18 protein-coding genes, 1 other RNA gene and 2 pseudogenes are annotated in these 20,215 nt (G+C 51.6%); 10 read left to right on the top strand and 11 right to left on the bottom strand.

The genetic code is table 11. The features are described from left to right. Window positions 1-38: 38 nt before the first annotated feature. Entirely contained in the window at window positions 39-3,404 is a 3,366-nt protein-coding gene (gene mscK / locus ACVXHP_RS19695; protein ID WP_447572058.1) for a mechanosensitive channel MscK, read from the bottom strand. Window positions 3,405-3,531: 127 nt separating this feature from the next. Beyond that, window positions 3,532-4,182, bottom strand: a complete 651-nt coding sequence (acrR, locus tag ACVXHP_RS19690) for a multidrug efflux transporter transcriptional repressor AcrR (protein WP_137360423.1) — start codon at window positions 4,180-4,182, stop codon at window positions 3,532-3,534. A gap of 141 nt (window positions 4,183-4,323) precedes the next feature. Here acrR and acrA point away from each other — a divergent pair, with 141 nt between their 5' ends. From acrA to ACVXHP_RS19660, 6 genes are all read left to right on the top strand, one after another. Further along, a complete protein-coding gene (acrA, locus tag ACVXHP_RS19685; RefSeq protein ID WP_200007677.1) occupies window positions 4,324-5,517 on the top strand; it encodes a multidrug efflux RND transporter periplasmic adaptor subunit AcrA in 1,194 nt (397 codons plus the stop codon). 22 nt (window positions 5,518-5,539) lie between these two features. Further along, window positions 5,540-8,689, top strand: coding sequence for an efflux RND transporter permease AcrB (gene acrB / locus ACVXHP_RS19680; protein WP_200007684.1), 3,150 nt, complete (start codon window positions 5,540-5,542; stop codon window positions 8,687-8,689). A 487-nt stretch (window positions 8,690-9,176) separates the two neighbouring features. Continuing rightward, complete coding sequence (tomB, locus tag ACVXHP_RS19675) at window positions 9,177-9,551, top strand: Hha toxicity modulator TomB (RefSeq protein WP_003021733.1); 375 nt, start codon at window positions 9,177-9,179, stop codon at window positions 9,549-9,551. 27 nt (window positions 9,552-9,578) lie between these two features. Then, entirely contained in the window at window positions 9,579-9,797 is a 219-nt protein-coding gene (locus ACVXHP_RS19670) for an HHA domain-containing protein (protein WP_447572057.1), read from the top strand. Between the two features lie 181 nt (window positions 9,798-9,978). Continuing rightward, entirely contained in the window at window positions 9,979-10,530 is a 552-nt protein-coding gene (gene maa, locus ACVXHP_RS19665; RefSeq protein ID WP_200007685.1) for a maltose O-acetyltransferase, read from the top strand. A 116-nt stretch (window positions 10,531-10,646) separates the two neighbouring features. Beyond that, the gene (locus ACVXHP_RS19660) at window positions 10,647-11,117 is read left to right on the top strand and encodes a YlaC family protein (protein WP_200007686.1); all 471 of its coding nucleotides are present in this window, start codon (window positions 10,647-10,649) and stop codon (window positions 11,115-11,117) included. 73 nt (window positions 11,118-11,190) lie between these two features. Here ACVXHP_RS19660 and ykgO read toward each other — a convergent pair whose 3' ends face one another. After that, on the bottom strand, window positions 11,191-11,331 hold the full coding sequence (ykgO, locus tag ACVXHP_RS19655; RefSeq protein ID WP_005125190.1) for a type B 50S ribosomal protein L36: 141 nt from the start codon (window positions 11,329-11,331) through the stop codon (window positions 11,191-11,193). Between the two features lies 1 nt (window position 11,332). Further along, entirely contained in the window at window positions 11,333-11,593 is a 261-nt protein-coding gene (locus tag ACVXHP_RS19650) for a type B 50S ribosomal protein L31 (protein ID WP_316129771.1), read from the bottom strand. Window positions 11,594-11,780: 187 nt separating this feature from the next. Here ACVXHP_RS19650 and ACVXHP_RS19645 point away from each other — a divergent pair, with 187 nt between their 5' ends. Continuing rightward, the gene (locus tag ACVXHP_RS19645) at window positions 11,781-13,334 is read left to right on the top strand and encodes an EAL domain-containing protein (protein ID WP_447572056.1); all 1,554 of its coding nucleotides are present in this window, start codon (window positions 11,781-11,783) and stop codon (window positions 13,332-13,334) included. Between the two features lie 54 nt (window positions 13,335-13,388). On the opposite strand, the pseudogene ACVXHP_RS19640 reads toward ACVXHP_RS19645, so the two are convergent. After that, a pseudogene (locus tag ACVXHP_RS19640) lies at window positions 13,389-13,739 on the bottom strand (DUF1428 domain-containing protein); the annotation flags it as partial. A gap of 64 nt (window positions 13,740-13,803) precedes the next feature. Then, window positions 13,804-14,433, bottom strand: a complete 630-nt coding sequence (yczE, locus tag ACVXHP_RS19635; protein ID WP_200007700.1) for a membrane protein YczE — start codon at window positions 14,431-14,433, stop codon at window positions 13,804-13,806. Between the two features lie 87 nt (window positions 14,434-14,520). Between yczE and yczR the strand changes: the two genes are divergently transcribed. After that, entirely contained in the window at window positions 14,521-15,948 is a 1,428-nt protein-coding gene (yczR, locus tag ACVXHP_RS19630) for a MocR-like transcription factor YczR (protein WP_447572055.1), read from the top strand. Window positions 15,949-16,007: 59 nt separating this feature from the next. On the opposite strand, the gene ACVXHP_RS19625 is transcribed toward yczR, so the two are convergent. The 3 genes from ACVXHP_RS19625 to ffs form a co-directional block, all read right to left on the bottom strand. Then, window positions 16,008-16,226 carry a hypothetical protein gene (locus ACVXHP_RS19625; RefSeq protein WP_042310063.1) on the bottom strand — a complete coding sequence of 73 codons (219 nt, stop codon included), beginning with the start codon at window positions 16,224-16,226 and terminating at the stop codon, window positions 16,008-16,010. Further along, complete coding sequence (locus tag ACVXHP_RS19620; RefSeq protein WP_038638313.1) at window positions 16,223-16,474, bottom strand: hypothetical protein; 252 nt, start codon at window positions 16,472-16,474, stop codon at window positions 16,223-16,225. Before ACVXHP_RS19620 ends, ACVXHP_RS19625 begins: the two co-directional genes overlap by 4 nt. Window positions 16,475-16,628: 154 nt before the next feature. Further along, an RNA gene (ffs, locus tag ACVXHP_RS19615) (signal recognition particle sRNA small type) lies at window positions 16,629-16,725 on the bottom strand. Between the two features lie 84 nt (window positions 16,726-16,809). On the opposite strand from ffs, the pseudogene ACVXHP_RS19610 reads away from it, so the two are divergent. Next, window positions 16,810-17,199, top strand: a pseudogene (locus tag ACVXHP_RS19610) (MGMT family protein). Between the two features lie 31 nt (window positions 17,200-17,230). Here the strand turns inward: ACVXHP_RS19610 and ACVXHP_RS19605 are convergent. Further along, entirely contained in the window at window positions 17,231-17,800 is a 570-nt protein-coding gene (locus ACVXHP_RS19605; RefSeq protein WP_200007706.1) for a YbaY family lipoprotein, read from the bottom strand. 211 nt (window positions 17,801-18,011) lie between these two features. On the opposite strand from ACVXHP_RS19605, the gene tesB reads away from it, so the two are divergent. Next, on the top strand, window positions 18,012-18,872 hold the full coding sequence (tesB, locus tag ACVXHP_RS19600; protein ID WP_199963878.1) for an acyl-CoA thioesterase II: 861 nt from the start codon (window positions 18,012-18,014) through the stop codon (window positions 18,870-18,872). Between the two features lie 50 nt (window positions 18,873-18,922). Here the strand turns inward: tesB and amtB are convergent, their stop codons facing one another. Further along, complete coding sequence (amtB, locus tag ACVXHP_RS19595) at window positions 18,923-20,209, bottom strand: ammonium transporter AmtB (protein ID WP_042310082.1); 1,287 nt, start codon at window positions 20,207-20,209, stop codon at window positions 18,923-18,925. Window positions 20,210-20,215 lie beyond the last annotated feature (6 nt).

Genomic DNA, 20,215 nt, shown 5'->3' with positions numbered 1-20,215 from the left:
TGCAATCAGGGCGGCAAATATACCGCCCTGATTGCAACTTAACCTACCGAAGGCGTCGGATCATCACCTTTGATGATGTCACGCTTAACCTCGGTCACGGTGTCCCCTTTTGCATTATGCAGGTGCACTTCGAGCTGGTTAAAGGCGATATCAATGTCATTTTCACGGCACAAACGATCGACTGCCCGGTTAAGTTCGTCAACCGTATGGCTACGATCGCGCAGTTCACGCACGTATAAACGCAGCTCATGATCCAACGTGCTGGCGCCGAAGGCGGTAAAGAACACCGCAGGCTCCGGATCGTGCATCACTTTCGGGTGTTCCATCGCCGCCTGCAGCAGCACTTTCTTCACTTTCTCCAGATCCGAACCGTAGGCCACGCCAATGCGGATCACCAGACGCGTAGTGGTATCGGAAAGCGACCAGTTGATCAAACGCTCCGTCACAAAGGCTTTGTTCGGGATGATCACCTCTTTGCGATCAAAGTCGGTAATAGTGGTGGCACGGATACGGATCTTGCTGACCGTTCCCGAGAATGTTCCGATGGTCACGGTATCACCGATGCGCACCGGGCGCTCAAACAGAATAATCAGACCGGAAACAAAGTTACCGAAAATCTCCTGCAAACCAAAACCAAGACCAACCGACAAGGCTGCGGCCAGCCACTGTAGTTTATCCCACGAGACGCCGAGCGATCCGAAGACCGTCATCGCACCGATGGCGATGATCGCATAGTTAAGAATGGTGGTGATCGCATACGACGCCCCCTGGCGCATCTTCAGTCGCGAGAGCACCAACACTTCCAATAGGCCGGGTAAGTTACGGATCAACGCCCACGCGACCATTGACGCAATAATCGCAAACAGCAGGCTGCCCATGGTGACGCTTTTCACCACTGCGGCCCCCGCTTCTGTCGCGTTATAATGCCAGAGCGTAATGCTGTCGAGGTAACTGAACACGGTGATCAGATCGGACCAAATTGCCCAGAACAGAACACCAAACAGGGCAACCATCACCAGCATGGTAATACGCAGGGTTTGCTGGTTAACCTGCTCCAGCGCAATGGTCGGTTCTTCTTGCGGTTCCGCGCCTTCCGCCCCTTCTTTCACCAGGTTCTGACGACGCGCTAACGCACGACGCCAGGCGATACGCCGCGCCGCTACGCTCAACCCGCGAAGTACCGTCTGATACAACAGGTTCCAGACAATAACCAGATAAACCGTTTCAATCCAACGACCCGACAAGCGCAGCGTGGTGTAGAAATACCCTGTCGCCGTCAGCACCATCAATGCGATAGGGATAATAGACAGCACGGTAATGGTGACCAGACGCAGACCATGCGACTCTTTGTCACGCCAGCTTTCACGGCACATAGGCCATACCAGGAAGGCGATCAGCAACAGGTTGAGGAAAATGACGGACTGACCAAGCACATCATCCATCAGATTGAGCGGTGACAGTTCAGCAACGACCGACCAGAAGTTAAGCGGTAACAACGCCAGGCTAATGCGCACAATCTGGCGACGCCAGTGGCTGGTTTGCTTTGCAGGCATGCCAAAATGGCGTATCGCCACACCATCTTTTTCCAACACCTTCCAGCACAGACCAAACACCAGCCAGAAGACGGTCATCTTCTTACTGAACGCCCACAGCAGGTCGCTGATATTCAGTTGCATGGTAAGCAGAATCAGACCCACGGCGAGGATAATCAGACACGCTGGCAGCGCCCTGATGAGATCGATCAGTATCGCTTTTGGCGTATTGAGCTGACTGTCATTACGCAGGTTGCCTACCGCAGCGGCTAATTTCGCCTGATATTCTTTCAGCCATTTCAAACGCCAGCGGATTAATCCGGCAATGAGCAGCAGCGGCAACCCTGCAAGGAAGGCAATAAATACCGCTGGCCAGGCTTTTTCCCAGTTCACGGTGATTTTCATCGACTTAAACTGGTCTTTCAGCGTTTGCGGGAAGGCTTTGATCCAGTCCCAGTCCATTGGACGGTTACTGTTAACCCAAAAAATTTGCTGGGTGAGGATCCCTTTCAGGTTTTTCGACACGCTCATCAACTGCTGCTGGTTGATTTGCAGGTTAATCGCCATCATCAACTGGTTACCCAGTTGCTTATTCAACTGATCCAACAGCTCCCGGCGCATATCAACGACCTGCAGCAGGGCATCATGGACTTCACCGTTGACTTCGTTGCTGTGCCCTTCTTCCAGTTTGGCGACAAACGCATCATTCTGGAACAGGGCGTCACGCTGCTGGTTGACCTCGAACTGCTCCAGACGCAAATCGGCGATTCGGTTGGTCATATCGGCAAGCTCATCTGCCGACGGCAGCGTTTGTTGCTGCTGATACAGAATACGTGACAACAACAGACTGCCTTTCAGGACGGCGATCTGTTCTTTAATATTGCGTTCGGATTGCAGCGCGCGATCGAGCCAGTTTTTGACCTTAATATTTTGCTGCATCAGGCTATTACCGTTTTCGGTCGCGGCGATCAGACGCTGACTAAGCTGATGGTTGACGTCCAGTTCCTGCTTCACTAACGGATTAGACTGAATACGCTCGGCCTCGTCAGGCGATACCGCTTCCTGCGCCGTCTTTTCGGTTAACGTCAGTCGTTTGCTGTTTACAGCCTCTTGCAGAAGCTGGAGCTGGTGTTCAAGACGATTGCTGTTCGCCGTCACGTAATCGCGTTGTTTTTGCAAGGTATCCTGCAAAACCGTATTACCTTCCAGGCTTTTACGCTGTTGGTCGATCTGCGCGTTCAGTAGCGCCTGCTGCGCCTGCAGTAGCACTTGCTGGCTGGGGCGCAACGCCGCCTCCCCCACATTATTACCATCGAGCCGATTGCGGATTTGCTGCATTTGCTGCGACGCGGTGTACATCGCATTTTGCACACGCTCTGGCTGAGTCTGTAGCGACACCAGTTGGCTGTTATAAGTGGCCAAATCGTTTTGCGCGCTTTGCAGGTCATCCAATACCTGCGCCACGCGCGACTCCAGTTGGCGTAAGGAGAGCGTACTCAGCGTTTTTCGCGTTTCATCGTCATTATCAACATCGCTGAGCGAATTTAGCGCATCCGTCGCCTGACGCATTTTCTCCGGCGCCTCGGCAACTTTCTGCCGAAGCTGTACGGTCTCATCTTTCACGCGCTCGATTTTATCCAGCGTGGCGATGGTATCGGTCAGATCCTGCTGAACCAGCTTATCCTGCGCGGAGAGATCTTTTTGTTTATTCAGCGCGTCCAGTTGGCTCTGAATATCCGCTTTCGTCGGCAGATCTCCACTCTGTTGCGCCCGTGCAAATGCTGACGACTGGCAAGAAAGCAATAGAATGAAGAAAAGAAAGGTAATAGCAATAAGATGCTGTGAACGTTTATAGAGCTGCAACATAGTCATGAGAATGAACGTTTCTGAACCGGAAGAGTGACCGGAAATAGTCAAGCGGCAAGAATATCACGGCTGTGAGCGGCAGAATAGCAGCAGGCAAAACGACCAGGAGAATTCCTGGTTCAGACTCCGAGAGTTAGCAGGATTTCGCCACGTTAACCCGCAGGCTTGGGCAGAGAAGACACATCTCCAGCAGCACTGCGACGTATTCACGCGCTTCTTTTTTCAGATCAAAAGATTCAGGGGCAAATAACCAGTTCTCTATAATTCCGGTAACATAGCTACGCAACAGCACCGCCACGCGACGCGTGTTCAGATTTTCCGGCAGCATATTGGCATTCATGCAGTGCCGCAATGTTTGTTCGATACGGTCGTAATTCTCAATACACAGACTGCGTTGAGCTAACTGAACAGAGGCCATTTCCCCGACAAATTCGCATTTGTGGAATATAATTTCCAACAACAAACGTCGGCGTTCTTCTGTCACGGTAGCTTCAAGAACGTAAATTAAAATTTCTCTTAATACTGATAGTGGATCGTCGGGGAATTTTGCTTGATACTCAGTCTCTAACTCATCAATGTTAGGTTTTGCTAGCTCCCAGATTTCACTGAATAAATCCGATTTGTTTTTGAAATGCCAATAGATTGCACCGCGCGTGACACCAGCGGCTTTTGCGATCTCCGCAAGCGAGGTGGATGATACCCCTTGTTGCGAAAACAAACGCAGAGCAACATCGAGAATGTGCTGTCGTGTTTCCTGTGCTTGTTGTTTGGTTTTTCGTGCCATAGGTCAGTGAATTTACAGGCGTTAGATTTACATACATTTGTGAATGTATGTACCATAGCACGACGATAATATAAACGCAGCAATGGGTTTATGGGCTTTAAGCCATTGATCAATTTGAAATCGGACACTCGAGGTTTACATATGAACAAAAACAGAGGGTTAACGCCTCTGGCAGTCGTTCTGATGCTCTCAGGCAGCTTAGCGCTAACAGGATGTGACGACAAACAGGCCCAACAAGGGGGCCAGCAGATGCCAGAGGTTGGAGTTGTTACGCTCAAAACTGAACCTCTACAGATAACAACCGAACTCCCGGGTCGCACCAGTGCGTATCGCATTGCTGAAGTTCGTCCTCAGGTTAGCGGTATTATCCTGAAGCGTAATTTCACGGAAGGTGGTGACATCGAAGCGGGTGTATCTCTCTATCAGATTGATCCTGCGACTTACCAGGCCGCTTATGAGAGCGCAAAAGGCGATCTGGCCAAAGCACAAGCCGCAGCAAATATCGCTCAACTGACGGTCAAACGTTATCAGAAACTGTTGGGTACTAAGTACATCAGTCAACAGGATTACGATAGCGCGCTGGCAGACGCACAGCAGGCGAACGCCGCCGTTGTCGCCGCGAAAGCCGCAGTAGAAACTGCACGCATCAATCTGGCCTATACCAAAGTGACGTCGCCGATCAGCGGCCGTATTGGTAAATCATCCGTTACGGAAGGCGCTCTGGTGCAAAACGGTCAGGCGACCGCACTGGCTACCGTTCAGCAGTTGGACCCTATCTATGTGGACGTGACGCAGTCAAGTAACGACTTCCTGCGCCTGAAGCAAGAGTTGGCCAACGGCACGCTGAAGCAAGAGAACGGTAAAGCGAAAGTTGAGCTGGTGACCAATGACGGCATTAAGTTCCCGCAGGCCGGTACGCTGGAGTTTTCCGATGTGACGGTAGATCAAACCACCGGTTCGATTACGTTACGCGCAATCTTCCCTAACCCGGATCACACCTTACTGCCGGGAATGTTCGTCCGTGCTCGTCTGGAAGAAGGGACTAACCCAACTGCATTACTGGTTCCGCAGCAAGGCGTTACCCGCACACCGCGTGGCGATGCCAGCGCCTTGGTTATCGGTGCAGACAACAAAGTTGAAACGCGTCAAATTGTCGCCGCACAAGCGATTGGCGATAAATGGTTAGTCACTGATGGACTTAAGCCAGGCGACCGCGTGATTGTCACTGGGCTGCAAAAAGTACGTCCTGGCGCGCAGGTAAAAGCCCAGGAGATTACCGCGGATAACAACCAGCAAGCCGCAAGCGGTAGCCAGCCTGAACAGTCCAAGTCTTAACTTAAACAGGAGCCGTTAAGACATGCCTAATTTCTTTATCGATCGCCCAATATTTGCGTGGGTGATCGCCATTATCATCATGTTGGCAGGGGGGCTCGCGATCCTCAAATTGCCGGTAGCGCAATATCCGACTATTGCACCGCCAGCAGTGACGATCTCCGCGACCTACCCTGGCGCTGATGCCAAAACAGTACAGGATACAGTTACGCAGGTTATCGAACAGAATATGAACGGTATCGATAACCTGATGTACATGTCCTCAAACAGTGACTCCACGGGTACCGTGCAGATCACCTTAACCTTCCAGTCTGGTACTGATGCGGACATTGCGCAGGTACAGGTGCAGAACAAACTGCAGCTAGCTATGCCGTTACTGCCGCAGGAAGTACAGCAGCAAGGGGTTAGCGTTGAGAAGTCATCCAGCAGCTTCCTGATGGTCGTCGGTGTTATCAACACCAATGGCACCATGACGCAGGAGGATATTTCCGACTACGTTGGCGCCAACATGAAGGACGCCATTAGCCGTACTTCAGGCGTGGGCGACGTTCAGCTGTTCGGTTCGCAGTACGCAATGCGTATCTGGATGGATCCGAACAAACTGAACAATTTCCAGCTGACGCCGGTTGATGTCATCAACGCAATCAAAGCGCAAAACGCCCAGGTTGCAGCCGGTCAGTTAGGTGGTACGCCGCCGGTGAAGGGCCAGCAGCTTAACGCGTCGATCATTGCGCAGACCCGTCTGACCTCCGCCGATGAGTTCAGCAAAATTCTGCTGAAAGTAAATCAGGATGGTTCCCAGGTTCGTTTACGTGACGTGGCGAAAGTGGAGCTGGGCGGCGAGAACTACGACATCATTGCGAAGTTCAACGGTAAACCGGCATCCGGTTTAGGTATCAAGCTGGCGACAGGCGCTAACGCCCTGGACACGGCTAATGCTATCCGCGACGAACTGAAGAAGATGGAACCGTTCTTCCCGTCAGGTCTGAAGATCGTTTACCCGTATGACACCACACCGTTCGTGAAAATCTCTATTCACGAAGTGGTGAAAACGCTGGCGGAAGCGATCATCCTCGTGTTCCTGGTCATGTATCTGTTCCTGCAGAACTTCCGCGCGACGTTGATTCCGACTATCGCCGTACCGGTGGTGCTGTTGGGTACATTTGCCGTCCTTGCGATTTTCGGCTTCTCGATAAACACCCTGACGATGTTCGGGATGGTGCTCGCCATCGGCCTGTTGGTGGATGACGCCATCGTGGTGGTTGAGAACGTTGAACGTGTTATGGCGGAAGAAGGGCTACCGCCGAAGGAAGCAACGCGTAAATCAATGGGCCAGATTCAGGGCGCGTTGGTGGGTATCGCGATGGTGCTGTCAGCAGTATTTATCCCGATGGCGTTCTTCGGGGGGTCTACTGGTGCAATTTACCGTCAGTTCTCCATCACCATTGTTTCCGCGATGGCGTTGTCAGTACTGGTGGCATTGATTCTGACCCCAGCCCTGTGTGCGACCATGCTCAAACCGATTGCTAAAGGCGATCATGGTGAAGGTAAAACAGGCTTCTTCGGCTGGTTTAACCGCATGTTCGATAAGAGCACGCACCATTACACCGACAGCGTGGGCGGCATTCTGCGCAGCACCGGTCGTTATCTGGCGCTGTATCTGATCATCGTCGTGGGCATGGCCTATCTGTTCGTACGTCTGCCAAGTTCATTCCTGCCAGATGAAGACCAGGGGGTATTCCTGTCAATGGCTCAGCTGCCAGCGGGTGCAACGCAAGAGCGTACCCAGAAGGTGCTGGACGAAATGACGGATTACTATCTGACGAAAGAAAAAGCGAACGTTGAATCGGTATTTGCCGTTAACGGTTTCGGTTTCGCGGGCCGTGGTCAGAACACCGGTATCGCGTTCGTCTCGTTGAAAGACTGGAGCGAACGTCCAGGTAAAGAGAATAAAGTTGAGGCGATTACTGAGCGCGCAATGGGCGCATTCTCGCAGATTAAAGATGCAATGGTCTTTGCCTTTAACCTGCCAGCCATTGTGGAGTTAGGTACCGCCACCGGTTTTGACTTCCAGTTGATTGACCAGGCAGGTTTGGGCCATGAAAAACTGACCCAGGCGCGTAACCAATTGTTTGGTGAAGTTGCGAAACATCCTGATCTGTTAGTCGGCGTACGTCCTAACGGTCTGGAAGATACCCCGCAGTTCAAGATCGATATCGATCAGGAAAAAGCGCAGGCTCTGGGTGTTTCCATTAGTGATATTAATACAACGCTGGGTGCCGCATGGGGCGGAAGCTACGTGAATGACTTCATCGACCGTGGTCGTGTGAAGAAAGTTTACGTCATGTCTGAAGCGAAATACCGTATGTTGCCGGAAGATATTGGCAACTGGTACGTCCGCGGCAGCGATGGACAGATGGTTCCGTTCTCCGCCTTCTCTACCTCACGTTGGGAATACGGTTCACCGCGTCTGGAACGCTATAACGGTCTGCCTTCCATGGAGATCTTAGGCCAGGCCGCACCGGGTAAAAGTACCGGTGAAGCGATGGCAATGATGGAGCAACTGGCCAGCAAACTGCCATCCGGTATCGGTTATGACTGGACGGGGATGTCCTACCAGGAACGACTGTCCGGTAACCAGGCCCCTGCCCTGTATGCCATTTCACTGATCGTTGTCTTCCTGTGTCTGGCAGCATTGTACGAGAGCTGGTCAATTCCGTTCTCCGTTATGCTGGTGGTACCGTTGGGGGTTATCGGCGCATTGCTGGCAGCAACGTTCCGTGGCCTGACCAACGACGTTTACTTCCAGGTAGGTCTGCTCACAACCATTGGGTTGTCGGCGAAGAACGCGATACTTATCGTCGAATTCGCCAAAGACTTAATGGATAAAGAGGGCAAAGGTCTGATTGAGGCAACGCTGGACGCAGTCCGCATGCGTTTACGTCCGATCCTGATGACGTCACTGGCCTTTATTCTGGGCGTAATGCCGCTGGTAATCAGCTCCGGCGCAGGTTCCGGCGCGCAGAACGCCGTTGGTACTGGCGTAATGGGCGGGATGGTGACGGCAACGGTGTTGGCTATCTTCTTTGTTCCGGTGTTCTTTGTGGTGGTACGCCGCCGCTTTAGCCGCAAAAATGAAGATATTGAGCATAGCCACTCAGTCGATCATCATTGATATCTCTCTAAAGATAAGGCCGCGCAAGCGGCCTTTTTTCTGCAAAAATGATAAAATCCACTTATTGCGATTCTGTTTATTTGCTCCAGCTTAAATAAGCGATATAATCCCTGTAGCGTTAAAGGCTATTCTTAAAAAGTGTTGAGAGTTCTTATTTACGTTAATAAATATTAAGATTATTCCTAGCTATCGGTCCATCCTGGTGGTTGCTTCCCGTCGTTACTATAGCTAATCAAGATAACCCGATGATTGCCCGAAGAATAAAAAAGTTGTCCGATTTCGAATAACTGCATTTATCTGTTAAAATGTAAAAATGACGCTACATCATAATTTTGCATAATTGTAATTTTTCGTGATATGACGATGAAATCTTTTTTAGAGTAGATTATAGTTAAATCATCAGGAGTCGCGGGCAAGTTCCAGGTAGTTTGTTGTATCCATCCCGAAGGTGTTCGGTTAGTTTAAGCCACGAAGAAGGGGATGCGTTATGGATGAATACTCACCCAAAAGACATGATATCGCGCAGCTTAAATTTCTCTGCGAAACTCTGTATCATGACTGTCTTGCAAACCTTGAACAAAGTAACCATGGCTGGGTTAACGACCCTACCTCTGCAACCAGCTTGCAGCTCAATGAACTGATAGAGCATATTGCAACCTTCGCACTTAATTATAAAATTAAGTACAATGAGGACAATAAGCTGATTGCGCAGATAGATGAATACCTGGATGACACTTTTATGTTGTTCAGCAGTTATGGTATTAATACGCAGGATCTGCAGAAATGGCGGAAATCAGGTAATCGACTGTTTCGCTGTTTTGTCAATGCCACCAGGGCTAATCCTGTTAGTTTGTCTTGTTAAAAATTATTACAATCATAGGTAAGAGTTATGTCTGATAAACCATTAACTAAAACAGATTATTTGATGCGCCTGCGACGCTGCCAGACAATTGACACGCTTGAGCGCGTTATTGAAAAAAATAAATATGAATTGACCGACAACGAACTGGCTGTATTTTACTCAGCAGCGGATCACCGTCTTGCTGAATTGACCATGAATAAGCTCTACGACAAGATTCCAACTTCCGTTTGGAAATTCATTCGCTAATTGCTCTCGAGGTTAAGTCAGGTATAGCGGTACATTTGTCTGACTGACCATTTTCGCATTTACAATGGTTATTTAATTCAAATCACGTGACTACGATCACAGTGAAGCAACGGGAACGTTCCCCTTATTGGCATTGCGTTTTACTGTGCTGAAATGTTCATCAGTACACAGGGAATTCGTAATGAGTAAAGAAAAGCAGAAAATGATCGCCGGCGAACTTTATAGCCCGGCAGATGAAACGTTGCGCCACGACCGACTACGCGCTCGTCAGTTGACCCATCGCTACAATCTCACCGCGCCAGATGCAAAAAGTGAGCGTCAGGCCATCCTGCATGATCTGCTGGGTCAAAGCGAGGGCGCGTATATTGAACCCTCTTTCCGTTGTGATTACGGTTATAACATCTACCTCGGTAAAGAATTTTACGCCAACTTCGACTGCGTCATGCTTGATGTCTGCCCAATCCATATTGGCGACAACTGCATGCTGGCGCCCGGCGTCCATATCTATACCGCGACACATCCTCTGGATGCAACCGAACGTAACAGCGGTCTGGAGCTTGGAAAACCCGTCACCATTGGCAACAACGTCTGGATAGGCGGACGTGCAGTGATCAATCCAGGCGTAACGCTCGGTGATAATGTCGTTGTAGCGTCTGGCGCGGTGGTGACCAAAAGCGTTCCGGCAAACAGCGTTGTCGGCGGTAATCCCGCGCGAATCATCAAAACACTGTGATCTTAAATGTAACTGTTATGCTAAATTGCGGTTAATCTGTTACTTTCTTCAGCAGGTGTCCCCTTTTAAAATAGGGCGATCGCTCCTGAATTTTGCAGATATCACGAAGGCAAGAGATGACAGAAATACAGCGCCTGCTTACCGAAACAATCGACGACTTAAATATTCGCGAGAAGCGCGACAACAAACCGCGCTTTAGCATCAGCTTTATTCGCAAACATCCGGGGCTGTTTATCGGTATGTATGTGGCGTGGTTTGCTACGCTGGCGGTAATGCTACAGTCAGAAACGCTGGTCGATTCGGTATGGCTGCTGGTGGTACTGTTTGTCATACTTAACGGCTTTTTCTTTTTCGACGTGGCGCCGCGTTATCGCTATGAAGACATCGACGTCCTGGATTTCAGAGTCTGCTATAACGGTGAATGGTACAACACGCGTTTTGTGCCCTCCTCACTCATCGACACTATTCTGCACTCCCCTTCAGTTGATAGCGAACATAAAGCCCAACTGCAAAAGATGATTTCGCGGAAAGGCGAACTCTCGTTCTACGATGTGTTTACGCTCACCCGCCCGCAGGCCAGCCAGTAATTTCGCCTTTATCATAAAAAAGTGCGTCCCTGTGAAGGAAACGCACTTTAATCCCTGAATGCTGGCAAAAAAACTAACGTCTTTTTTTACGGCCCTGTACCGCTTTAAATCGCGGATTCGTTTTACAGATAACATACAAACGCCCTTTGCGTTTCACTATCTGGCAGTCAGGGTGGCGCTGTTTTGCGCTGCGAAGCGAATTGAGTACCTGCATTTTAACCTCGCTTAGCGCCAATAAAATGGCCAAAACGTTTCTGGAAGCGCGCTGCGCTACCTTCGTTATCAAAGGTCTTTTGTTTTCCGGTGTAATACGGATGCGACTTAGAAGAGATATCAAGGGTCACATACGGGTACGTTTTCCCCTCGTACTCAATCTCACGTTCAGTTTTGATAGTCGAACCGACCTTAAAGTATTCATTGGCACTGGTATCGTGAAACACCACGGTACGATAAAAAGGATGGATATCCGGTTTCATGGCAACCTCAATTGTTACGTTATAACATAACTACAAAAATACACCACTCTTGCTTAAATCACAACCTGATTTACGCTACGGACAAACAAACGGGATGATAAGCGGCCCTAAATATCTGATGCCAATCGAATAGCTTTTTCGGCTTTCGGATATACTTTCCTTACGCTGTGTTAATAAGGATATCATTGTGACAACACGACATCTGATAAGCCTGGTAACCGGGGTGCTGTTTCTTTCTATCCTCGCGCCCGTAGGTTTAAGCTTGTGGCTGGCACATCGTCAGGTCGAAACAAAATTTATCGATGAACTCGATATGTTCTCAACTCGAGTCGCATTGCGCACGGAGCGCGTCGGCGAGCAGGCCAGGAAAGCCTTACGCCACATAGAATCCTTTCAGGGAGTGCCTTGTAGCGACGAGCATCTACTGGAAATGCGTCGCTTGTCATATAGCTATCGCTATATTCAGGAAGTGCTGTACCTCAAAGACAATGTTCCGCAATGTTCATCTCTGGAAAAAAACAGCCAGGCTGCCGCATTTCCACCGGCAATGAAAGTCACGCCGGATGGATATCGCGCATGGCTTACCACGCAAAACGATTTGGGCATCACGCGTTTTATGGCAGCTTTAGGTAGCGAGCATTATGTTGTGATGGTCGATCCGGGTTCCTTTATTGACGTCATCCCATTTGGCGCATGGCCGATCGAAGTCACGATCATTGGCACCGCGCGCAACGTGGTGGTTGCCAGTAGCGCCGCGTTGCCATCGGACGTTTTACAGCATGTGAAACAAGAACATTCGATCACTCATTTTCAGAAAGGGAGCAGTATTTTTAATGCCCGCCCCTTCCCCGAACTGGGCATCACGATCGTCACCTGGGCATCTACCCTCCCATTACAAAAAACCTGGCATCGACAGGCCCTGATCTGGCTCCCGGCAGGGATTATCATCGGCCTGCTTACCGCCGCCTTTATTCTGCGCATTTTGCGCCGCTTACAGTCACCCCATCACCAGTTGCAGGATGCTATCCAACATCGGGATATCAAGGTCCATTACCAGCCCATAATCTCACTCACAACGGGAAAAGTGGTCGGGGCAGAAGCGCTGGCCCGTTGGCAGCAGGCCGATGGGAGCTATCTGTCGCCTGAGATTTTTGTCGCGATGGCGCAGGAGACCGGACTGACAAAACCCCTCACGCGTTTGATAATTGAAAGCGTATTTGACGATTTAGGAAAATGGTTGCGTCAACATCCGGATCAGCATATCTCCATTAACCTTGAGTCAGCCGATCTGGCTTCTGAAACGCTTCCCGCTCTGTTAGCCCAGAAGGTGAAGCACTGGCAGCTGAAGCCAGCGCAAATCGCGCTGGAACTGACCGAACGCGAGTTTGCCGATCCGAAAAACAGCGCGCCGTTTATCGCTAAATATCGTCAGGCGGGGCACTCGATATACATCGATGACTTTGGTACCGGCTATTCCAGCCTGAGCTATTTACAGGATCTGGATGTGGACATCCTGAAGATAGATAAATCCTTTGTTGATGCCCTGGAGTACAACAACGTGACGCCGCATATCATTGAGATTGCCAAAACGCTGAAGCTGGAAATGGTGGCAGAAGGTATCGAAACTAAAACTCAGGAAGCCTGGCTACGCCAACATGGCGTGCAATACGGTCAGGGCTGGCTTTACAGTAAAGCCCTGCCAAAAGCGGAATTTATACTGTGGGCTGAAAAACGGCTTTGACATGGCTGGTGATGTTGAGATGGCTGGCGGCACGCCGCACAGCCAGTCACATTGCTCTTCCATAATGGGCGCAAATCCGCCGTAGATCATTCGCTTGCCATCAAATGGCATAGACTCACCGAACTCCTTCATACGGGGATCGGACATCATCTTCTGATTTGCCGCATCGCGGACCTCTTTGGAAGGGTATTCAATCCAACTGAATACCACCTCTTCATGATCCTGCGCTTTCACCGCCATGCGAAAATCGGTCAATTTGCCGTCGGGGACATCATCTGCCCAGCACTCCACCACGCGTAATGCGCCGAACTCCTTGAAAAGCGGAGCTGCTTTTGCCGCCATCGCAATGTACGCCTCCTTGTTTTCAGCGGGTACGGCAACTACAAAACCATCAACATACTTCATGAGAAAAACCTCCGAAGTGTACTGCGCGGCAAGCCGATTCCAGCCGCGTCAGTCGAGGTTAAGTTTAGTCGCCAGCGGACGATCGTGCCCCAGGCTCACTCCTGATACGGATGCGCGACTGTGGCTGGTGGCGAAACCACGGCAGGCAAATCTGAATTAACGGCCCAATAGCCAGCGCATACAACACCGTGCCAACCCCCACGGTTCCTCCCAGCAGCCAGCCGATAAGCAACACTGACACTTCGATTGCGGTGCGAATGCGTCGTACTGGCCATCCGGTACGTGCGTGAATACCGGTCATCAGACCGTCCCGTGGGCCTGCGCCAAAACCGGCACCAATGTATAAACTGGTGGCTAATGCATTCAGTATCACCGCCGTCACCAGCAGGCCGCTGCGCGCCGGCAAGGATTCGAATCCTGGGATCACCACCAGCGCGGCATCTGCCGCCAGCCCAATCATAATGACATTGCTCAGGGTGCCAAATCCGGGACGCTGGCGTAGCGGTATCCACGCCAGCAGCACCAACACGCCTACGACAATAATCACCACGCCGATATTCATTGACAGTAAATTGGCCACCCCCAAATGAAACACGTTCCACGGATCGGCCCCTAAATCGGCACGAACAAACATGGCCGTCGACACACCGTACAGCGCCAGACCGATATACAGCTGAAGTAAACGACGCAGCATGCTTTTTCCCTCTCACTCTCAGATAGCTTTCATCTTCCCCGCAATTGGCACTATGATTAATGTCCAGTTTTCAGAAAGTGGACTGCTATGTCATCTCGCCGTTATGGAAGTCAGTCTTTGCAGCGCCTGCTCGGCCACTGGCAGGAAAGCCCCTCGCGAACGCCCATCTGGCGACAGCTGGCAGAAGCGCTACGTCTATTAATTCTTGATGGTCGGCTGGCGCTGGATAGCCGCTTGCCCGGCGAGCGTGAACTCGCTGCCGTTCTGGAGGTGAGCCGAACCACCGTCGCCAGCGCGATGGCGCAACTGCGTGAAGAAGGGTATCTGGAGAGCCGTCATGGTAGCGGTTCAAGGGTGATTCTGCCGGAACACATTCGCCATGTGCCAACGCGAACCAGCACTGGCACAGCGCTTGATTTGTCCACGGCGGCGCTCAGTGCCGGTCCCGAAATTCATCAGGCTTATCAGCAAGCGTTGTACGCGATGCCGCAGCATCTGTTGAGTTCCGGGTATCTGCCGCAGGGACTGTCCGTTTTGCGTGAATCTATCGCCCGACATTATTGCGAGCGCGGGCTCCCAACGCAGCCCGATGAAATAATGGTCGTGAATGGCGCGGTCAGTGGTCTGGCGCTGATCCTGCGTTTGCTAACAGGTCCTGGCGATCGCGTCGTCGTTGATCACCCCACTTATCCGCTGGCGATTGCCGCTATTCAGGGCGCATCCTGTCGGCCCGTTGGCGTGTCGCTACCCGAGCAGGGTTGGGATACGGCCGGTCTGGTCGCCACCATCGCGCAAACGGCGCCAAGAATGGCCTACCTGATGCCAGACTTTCATAACCCGACCGGGCGCTGCATGGACGCCGCAACCCGCCAGGTCGTGGCGGATATTGCCGAAAGAACGCGTACTACGTTGGTAGTTGATGAGACGATGGTGAACCTGTGGTACGACGCCCCACCCTCACCGCCGCTTGCCGCATTCAATCGTGATGCTCCGATCATTTTGCTGGGATCGGCAGGGAAAAGTTTTTGGGGAGGATTACGTCTGGGTTGGATTCGGGCCTCGTCACGAACGATTGCCGCCCTGGTACAAACCCGCGACACCTTTGATTTGGGTTCGCCGGTACTTGAACAACTCGCCACCCGTTGGTTGTTGGATAACGCCGAGCGCTTTCTGCCTGACAGAAGACGCTTGCTGGCATCGCAGCGCGACCTGTGTTCCAGCCTGATGAATATGCATTTCCCGGAATGGCAGTTTACCCAACCACAAGGAGGACTCTCTTTCTGGGTCGAACTGCCCGATACGCTGGCGACGCTCTTTGCCACACGCGCCGAAAGCGTGGGGATTCAGTTAGGAACCGGTACGCGCTTCGGCCTTGATGGCGCATTCGACCGTTTTTTGCGCATGCCCTTCACATTGCCGGATGACACAGCTCGCGCCGCCTTCAGAGTGTTGCAACCCATTTGGGATAACCTGCGTTTGCAGTCCAGCAGCGGGAAAATGCGCAAAATAATTTAAGCGACGAGCCAAAGGACTCGCCCTTGTATGCCGTAACGGACAAAGAAGTCCGGGCAATATTACAGCTGCGGAGGAACCGGAAAACCTTTCAGGGAAATCACAAAATTCTCACCGTCCTTCTTAATTTTTGCCCCGGCATCACACCAGTCGGAAGCAATACGGAAGAACTCATCGCTGCCGACATTCCAGCTCAGGCGAACATGTTTCACATAGCCGGAACGCAGCAATTCACAGGCTTCGCCGTAATTACAGGCGGTTGAGAGCGATTGTTGTTTCATTTTTTCTTCTTCAGTAATCTGCGCAATGCTTTGATTTCTTTAGGAGTCAGTGCGTCAACGACGGATTCTTCCGTATGCTGGCTGTCGATATCCTCAGCGGAGACTCCCGCCTCTTCAACGGCGGAAAATGCTATCAGCAGCAGCTTTTCCGTCGCGACACTTAGATTTTCATTATGCACTTCGGCGTAATGACGAAGTTTTTCTTTCAGCGCTTCATCAATTTTGACATTCAGTACAGCAGTCGACATTGTAAAAAATCCTTGTGATCGGCGACGGTAAAAGCGTCAAACAACATCCCCGAAACACATTGACAGCATTTGATGACAATAAAATGACGATACGGTGACAAAGAAAAGAAGATAAGCAGAAAGGAAATTGCCGGACGGCAGAATTGGGTGGGGGCCCTGCCAGCTACATCCCGGCACACACGTCATCTGCCTTGGCTGCTTCCTTCCGGACCTGACCTGGTAAACAGAGTAGTGTTGCGGGAGAACCAACAGAGCCCCCATTGAGAGCGTTGTTAACCAACGCGCAGGCGCATTATCACTGCTGTACCCTGTAAATGCAACCCATCCTGCATCGGATGCTGTTTTCTTGCGCAATGCGGCTTCACTCACTCGCCATTCAGGATTATGCTGAAGGATTAGCGCAGGAATAAATGATGGATATACAAGACACTTTCCCCCAACGCGTCTGGCAAATTGTCGCGTCAATCCCCGAAGGATTCGTCACGACCTATGGCGATGTCGCCAGACTTGCCGGATCGCCACGCGCTGCGCGCCAGGTAGGCGGCGTACTTAAGCGTCTCCCCGAAGGAAGCACTCTGCCCTGGCATCGGGTCGTTAATCGCCACGGTGCTATTTCACTGACGGGTCCCGATCTGCAGCGACAACGTCAGGCGTTGCTGGCAGAAGGCATTGTGGTTTCCGGCAGCGGACAAATCGATTTACAACGCTATCGCTGGGTGTACTAACCCTCTCCCGGTGGAGAGGGTTACGACTGCCTTAGTACTGTGTGGGAGCAGGAACGGCAGAAGACGGGGTCACCTGGGTTGGTGAGGTCGAAGGCACCGTGGTGGTTGCGCCGCCGCCAGCATTAAGCGGGACTGCGGTCTGCTGCACGGGAACCAAAGTCAGGTCGGCTTTCGTCCCACCCTGATTGATAACTGTCTGAACGGTATCGGTAATAAAGACCAGTTTATCATTCACCGTAATTGCCGCACTCAGCAGAATACGCGCGTTGGGCTGAATGTCTGCCGGGTTAAACGGTAATACGAAACTAAATGGCGCTTGCTTACCTTCAGTACGCACCGCTTTTTGCGACAGCACTTTTGATGGCGCATCGGCCAGCGACGCATCCGACAGCGTAACGGTCAGCACCGCATCCGGTGGCAAGGCCACTTTCTGGCGGATCCATACCGTACCCGATACATTCGGCTGTTGAATTTTAGACTGTGTGTCAGAAATTGACGTATTAGGGCTTGGCGCAGGTGTCTGAATATCTGCACTTTTATCGGCGCAGGCCGCCAGCGCGACTGCAACCGCTAAACCACTTACCATGTGCACGAGTTTCATTAAATTCTCCTTATCATCTATGCACCAGCGAGAACTTTCCTCGCCAGAAGAGTGGTTAACAAAAACATAACGTGACTAAGTGTGGCACAAGACAGCTGTTTTTGCCTGTAATAGGCCAGTAATTCAGACAATTGCACCCATCGGACCACTTTCAAAATTGCGTTATACTCTGCCTACCTTGCGCGACATCGATATCACCTGGAGAGCACGTATGAGTCTGGCACTGAAAAATTTGCTGACATTGTTAAATCTGGAAAAAATAGAAGAAGGACTCTTTCGCGGCCAAAGTGAAGACTTAGGATTACGTCAGGTTTTTGGCGGACAGGTTGTCGGGCAGGCGCTGTATGCCGCGAAAGAAACCGTCCCGGAAGAGCGTCTGGTGCACTCCTTTCACAGCTACTTTTTACGCCCAGGCGATAGCCAAAAACCCATCATTTATGATGTAGAAGTCCTGCGTGATGGTAACAGCTTCAGCGCGCGCCGCGTTGCCGCGATCCAGAATGGTAAACCCATTTTTTACATGACCGCCTCCTTTCAGGCACCAGAAGACGGATTCGAGCATCAGAAAAACATGCCGGATGCGCCGGGTCCCGATGAGCTGAAATCAGAAACAGAAATTGCCCGCTCAGTCGCGCATTTGCTACCGCCGCTGTTGAAAGAAAAATTTATCAACGATCGTCCGTTGGAAGTGCGCCCGGTGGAGTTTCATAACCCCTTAAAAGGTCATGTCGCACCTCCGACCCGTCAGGTATGGATCCGCGCCAACGGTGAACTGCAAGACGATCTGCGCGTCCATCAGTATCTACTGGGTTATGCCTCAGACCTGAACTTCCTGCCCGTCGCCTTGCAACCTTACGGGATTGGTTTCCTGGAAAAAGGGATTCAGATCGCCACCATTGACCACTCAATGTGGTTCCATCGTCCGTTCAATATCAATGAATGGCTGCTGTATAACGTTGAAAGTACTTCCGCCTCCGGTGCCCGGGGCTTTGTGCGCGGGGAATTTTATACCCAGGATGGCGTGCTGGTCGCTTCTACTGTACAGGAAGGGGTAATGCGTAATCGCAACTGATAATTACCGGATGGCGGAGCAAGAGCGTTGCCATCCGGCAAATTGAAACATCAAGCGTTGTAGGCGTTCTCGCCGTGGCTGTTCACATCCAGACCTTCGCGCTCCTGCTCTTCCGGTACGCGCAGGCCCACTGTCATATCTGCCAGCTTATAGCCAATGAAGGCCACCACACCGGACCAGACGATGGTGATCGCCACGCTTTCCAGTTGCACCAGTAACTGATGCCCCATGGTTACGCCCTCGGCAAACCCCACGCCTCCCAGAGAGCTGGCGGCAAAAACCCCGGTCAGGATACAGCCGACAATGCCACACACGCCGTGAACACCAAACACGTCACACGGATCGTCTACGCGCAGAAAACGCTTCAGCATCGTTACTCCCCACAGACCCGCCAGACCGGCTACCACGCCAATAATCAACGCACCGCCGACACCGATATAGCCACATGCAGGCGTTACGCCAACCAGACCCGCAACGGCCCCAGAACAGGCCCCCAGCAGAGACGGTTTACCGCGCAGCGCCCATTCACCGAAGATCCACCCGAGGATGGCGGCAGCGGTGGCGACCACGGTATTGACGAAAGCCAGTGCAGCGATTTCATTCGCCATGCCCGCAGAACCGGCATTAAAGCCGAACCAGCCAATGTAGAGAATGGCGGTGCCGGTGAAGACCATCGGCAGGTTATGCGGCTTAAAGGCTTCTTTACCAAAACCGACGCGTTTGCCAATCAGATAAGCACCCACCAGACCGGCAATCGCCGCGTTGATATGTACAACCGTCCCGCCGGCAAAATCCAGTGCGCCGTGAGAAGCCAGCAAACCGCCGCCCCAGACCATATGGGCGATTGGGATGTAAGACAGCGTTAACCACACCACCACAAAAATCAGTACCGCCGAGAAGCGAATACGCTCAGCCAGCGCCCCAACGATAAGCCCAACGGTGATACAGGCGAACGAGCCCTGAAAAGCAACGTGAATATACTGGTAGAAACTCCCCGTGACCGCCGTCAGCGCAATGTTCTTCAACAATACCCAGTTGAAGTTGCCGAAGAAATTATTCCCTTCGCCAAAGGCCAGTGAGTAGCCATAAACCACCCATAAAATACAGACCAGGGCAAATGTCACCGTCACCTGAGTCAGCATCGACAACACGTTCTTACCGCGAATCAAACCGCCGTAAAACAGCGCAATGCCCGGAATGGTCATAAACAGCACCAGCGCGGTACAGATCATCATAAAAGCGTTATCCGCTTTATCCGCGACCGCCGGTGCCGCCATCGCCAGGCCCGGCAACAGCGCCAGTGAAGCAATACCCGTTTTCATCGTTGCTATCTTCATTTTTTG

Source organism: Citrobacter freundii complex sp. 2025EL-00176 (assembly GCF_053309355.1).
This window is presented reverse-complemented; position numbering and strand designations above follow the sequence as displayed.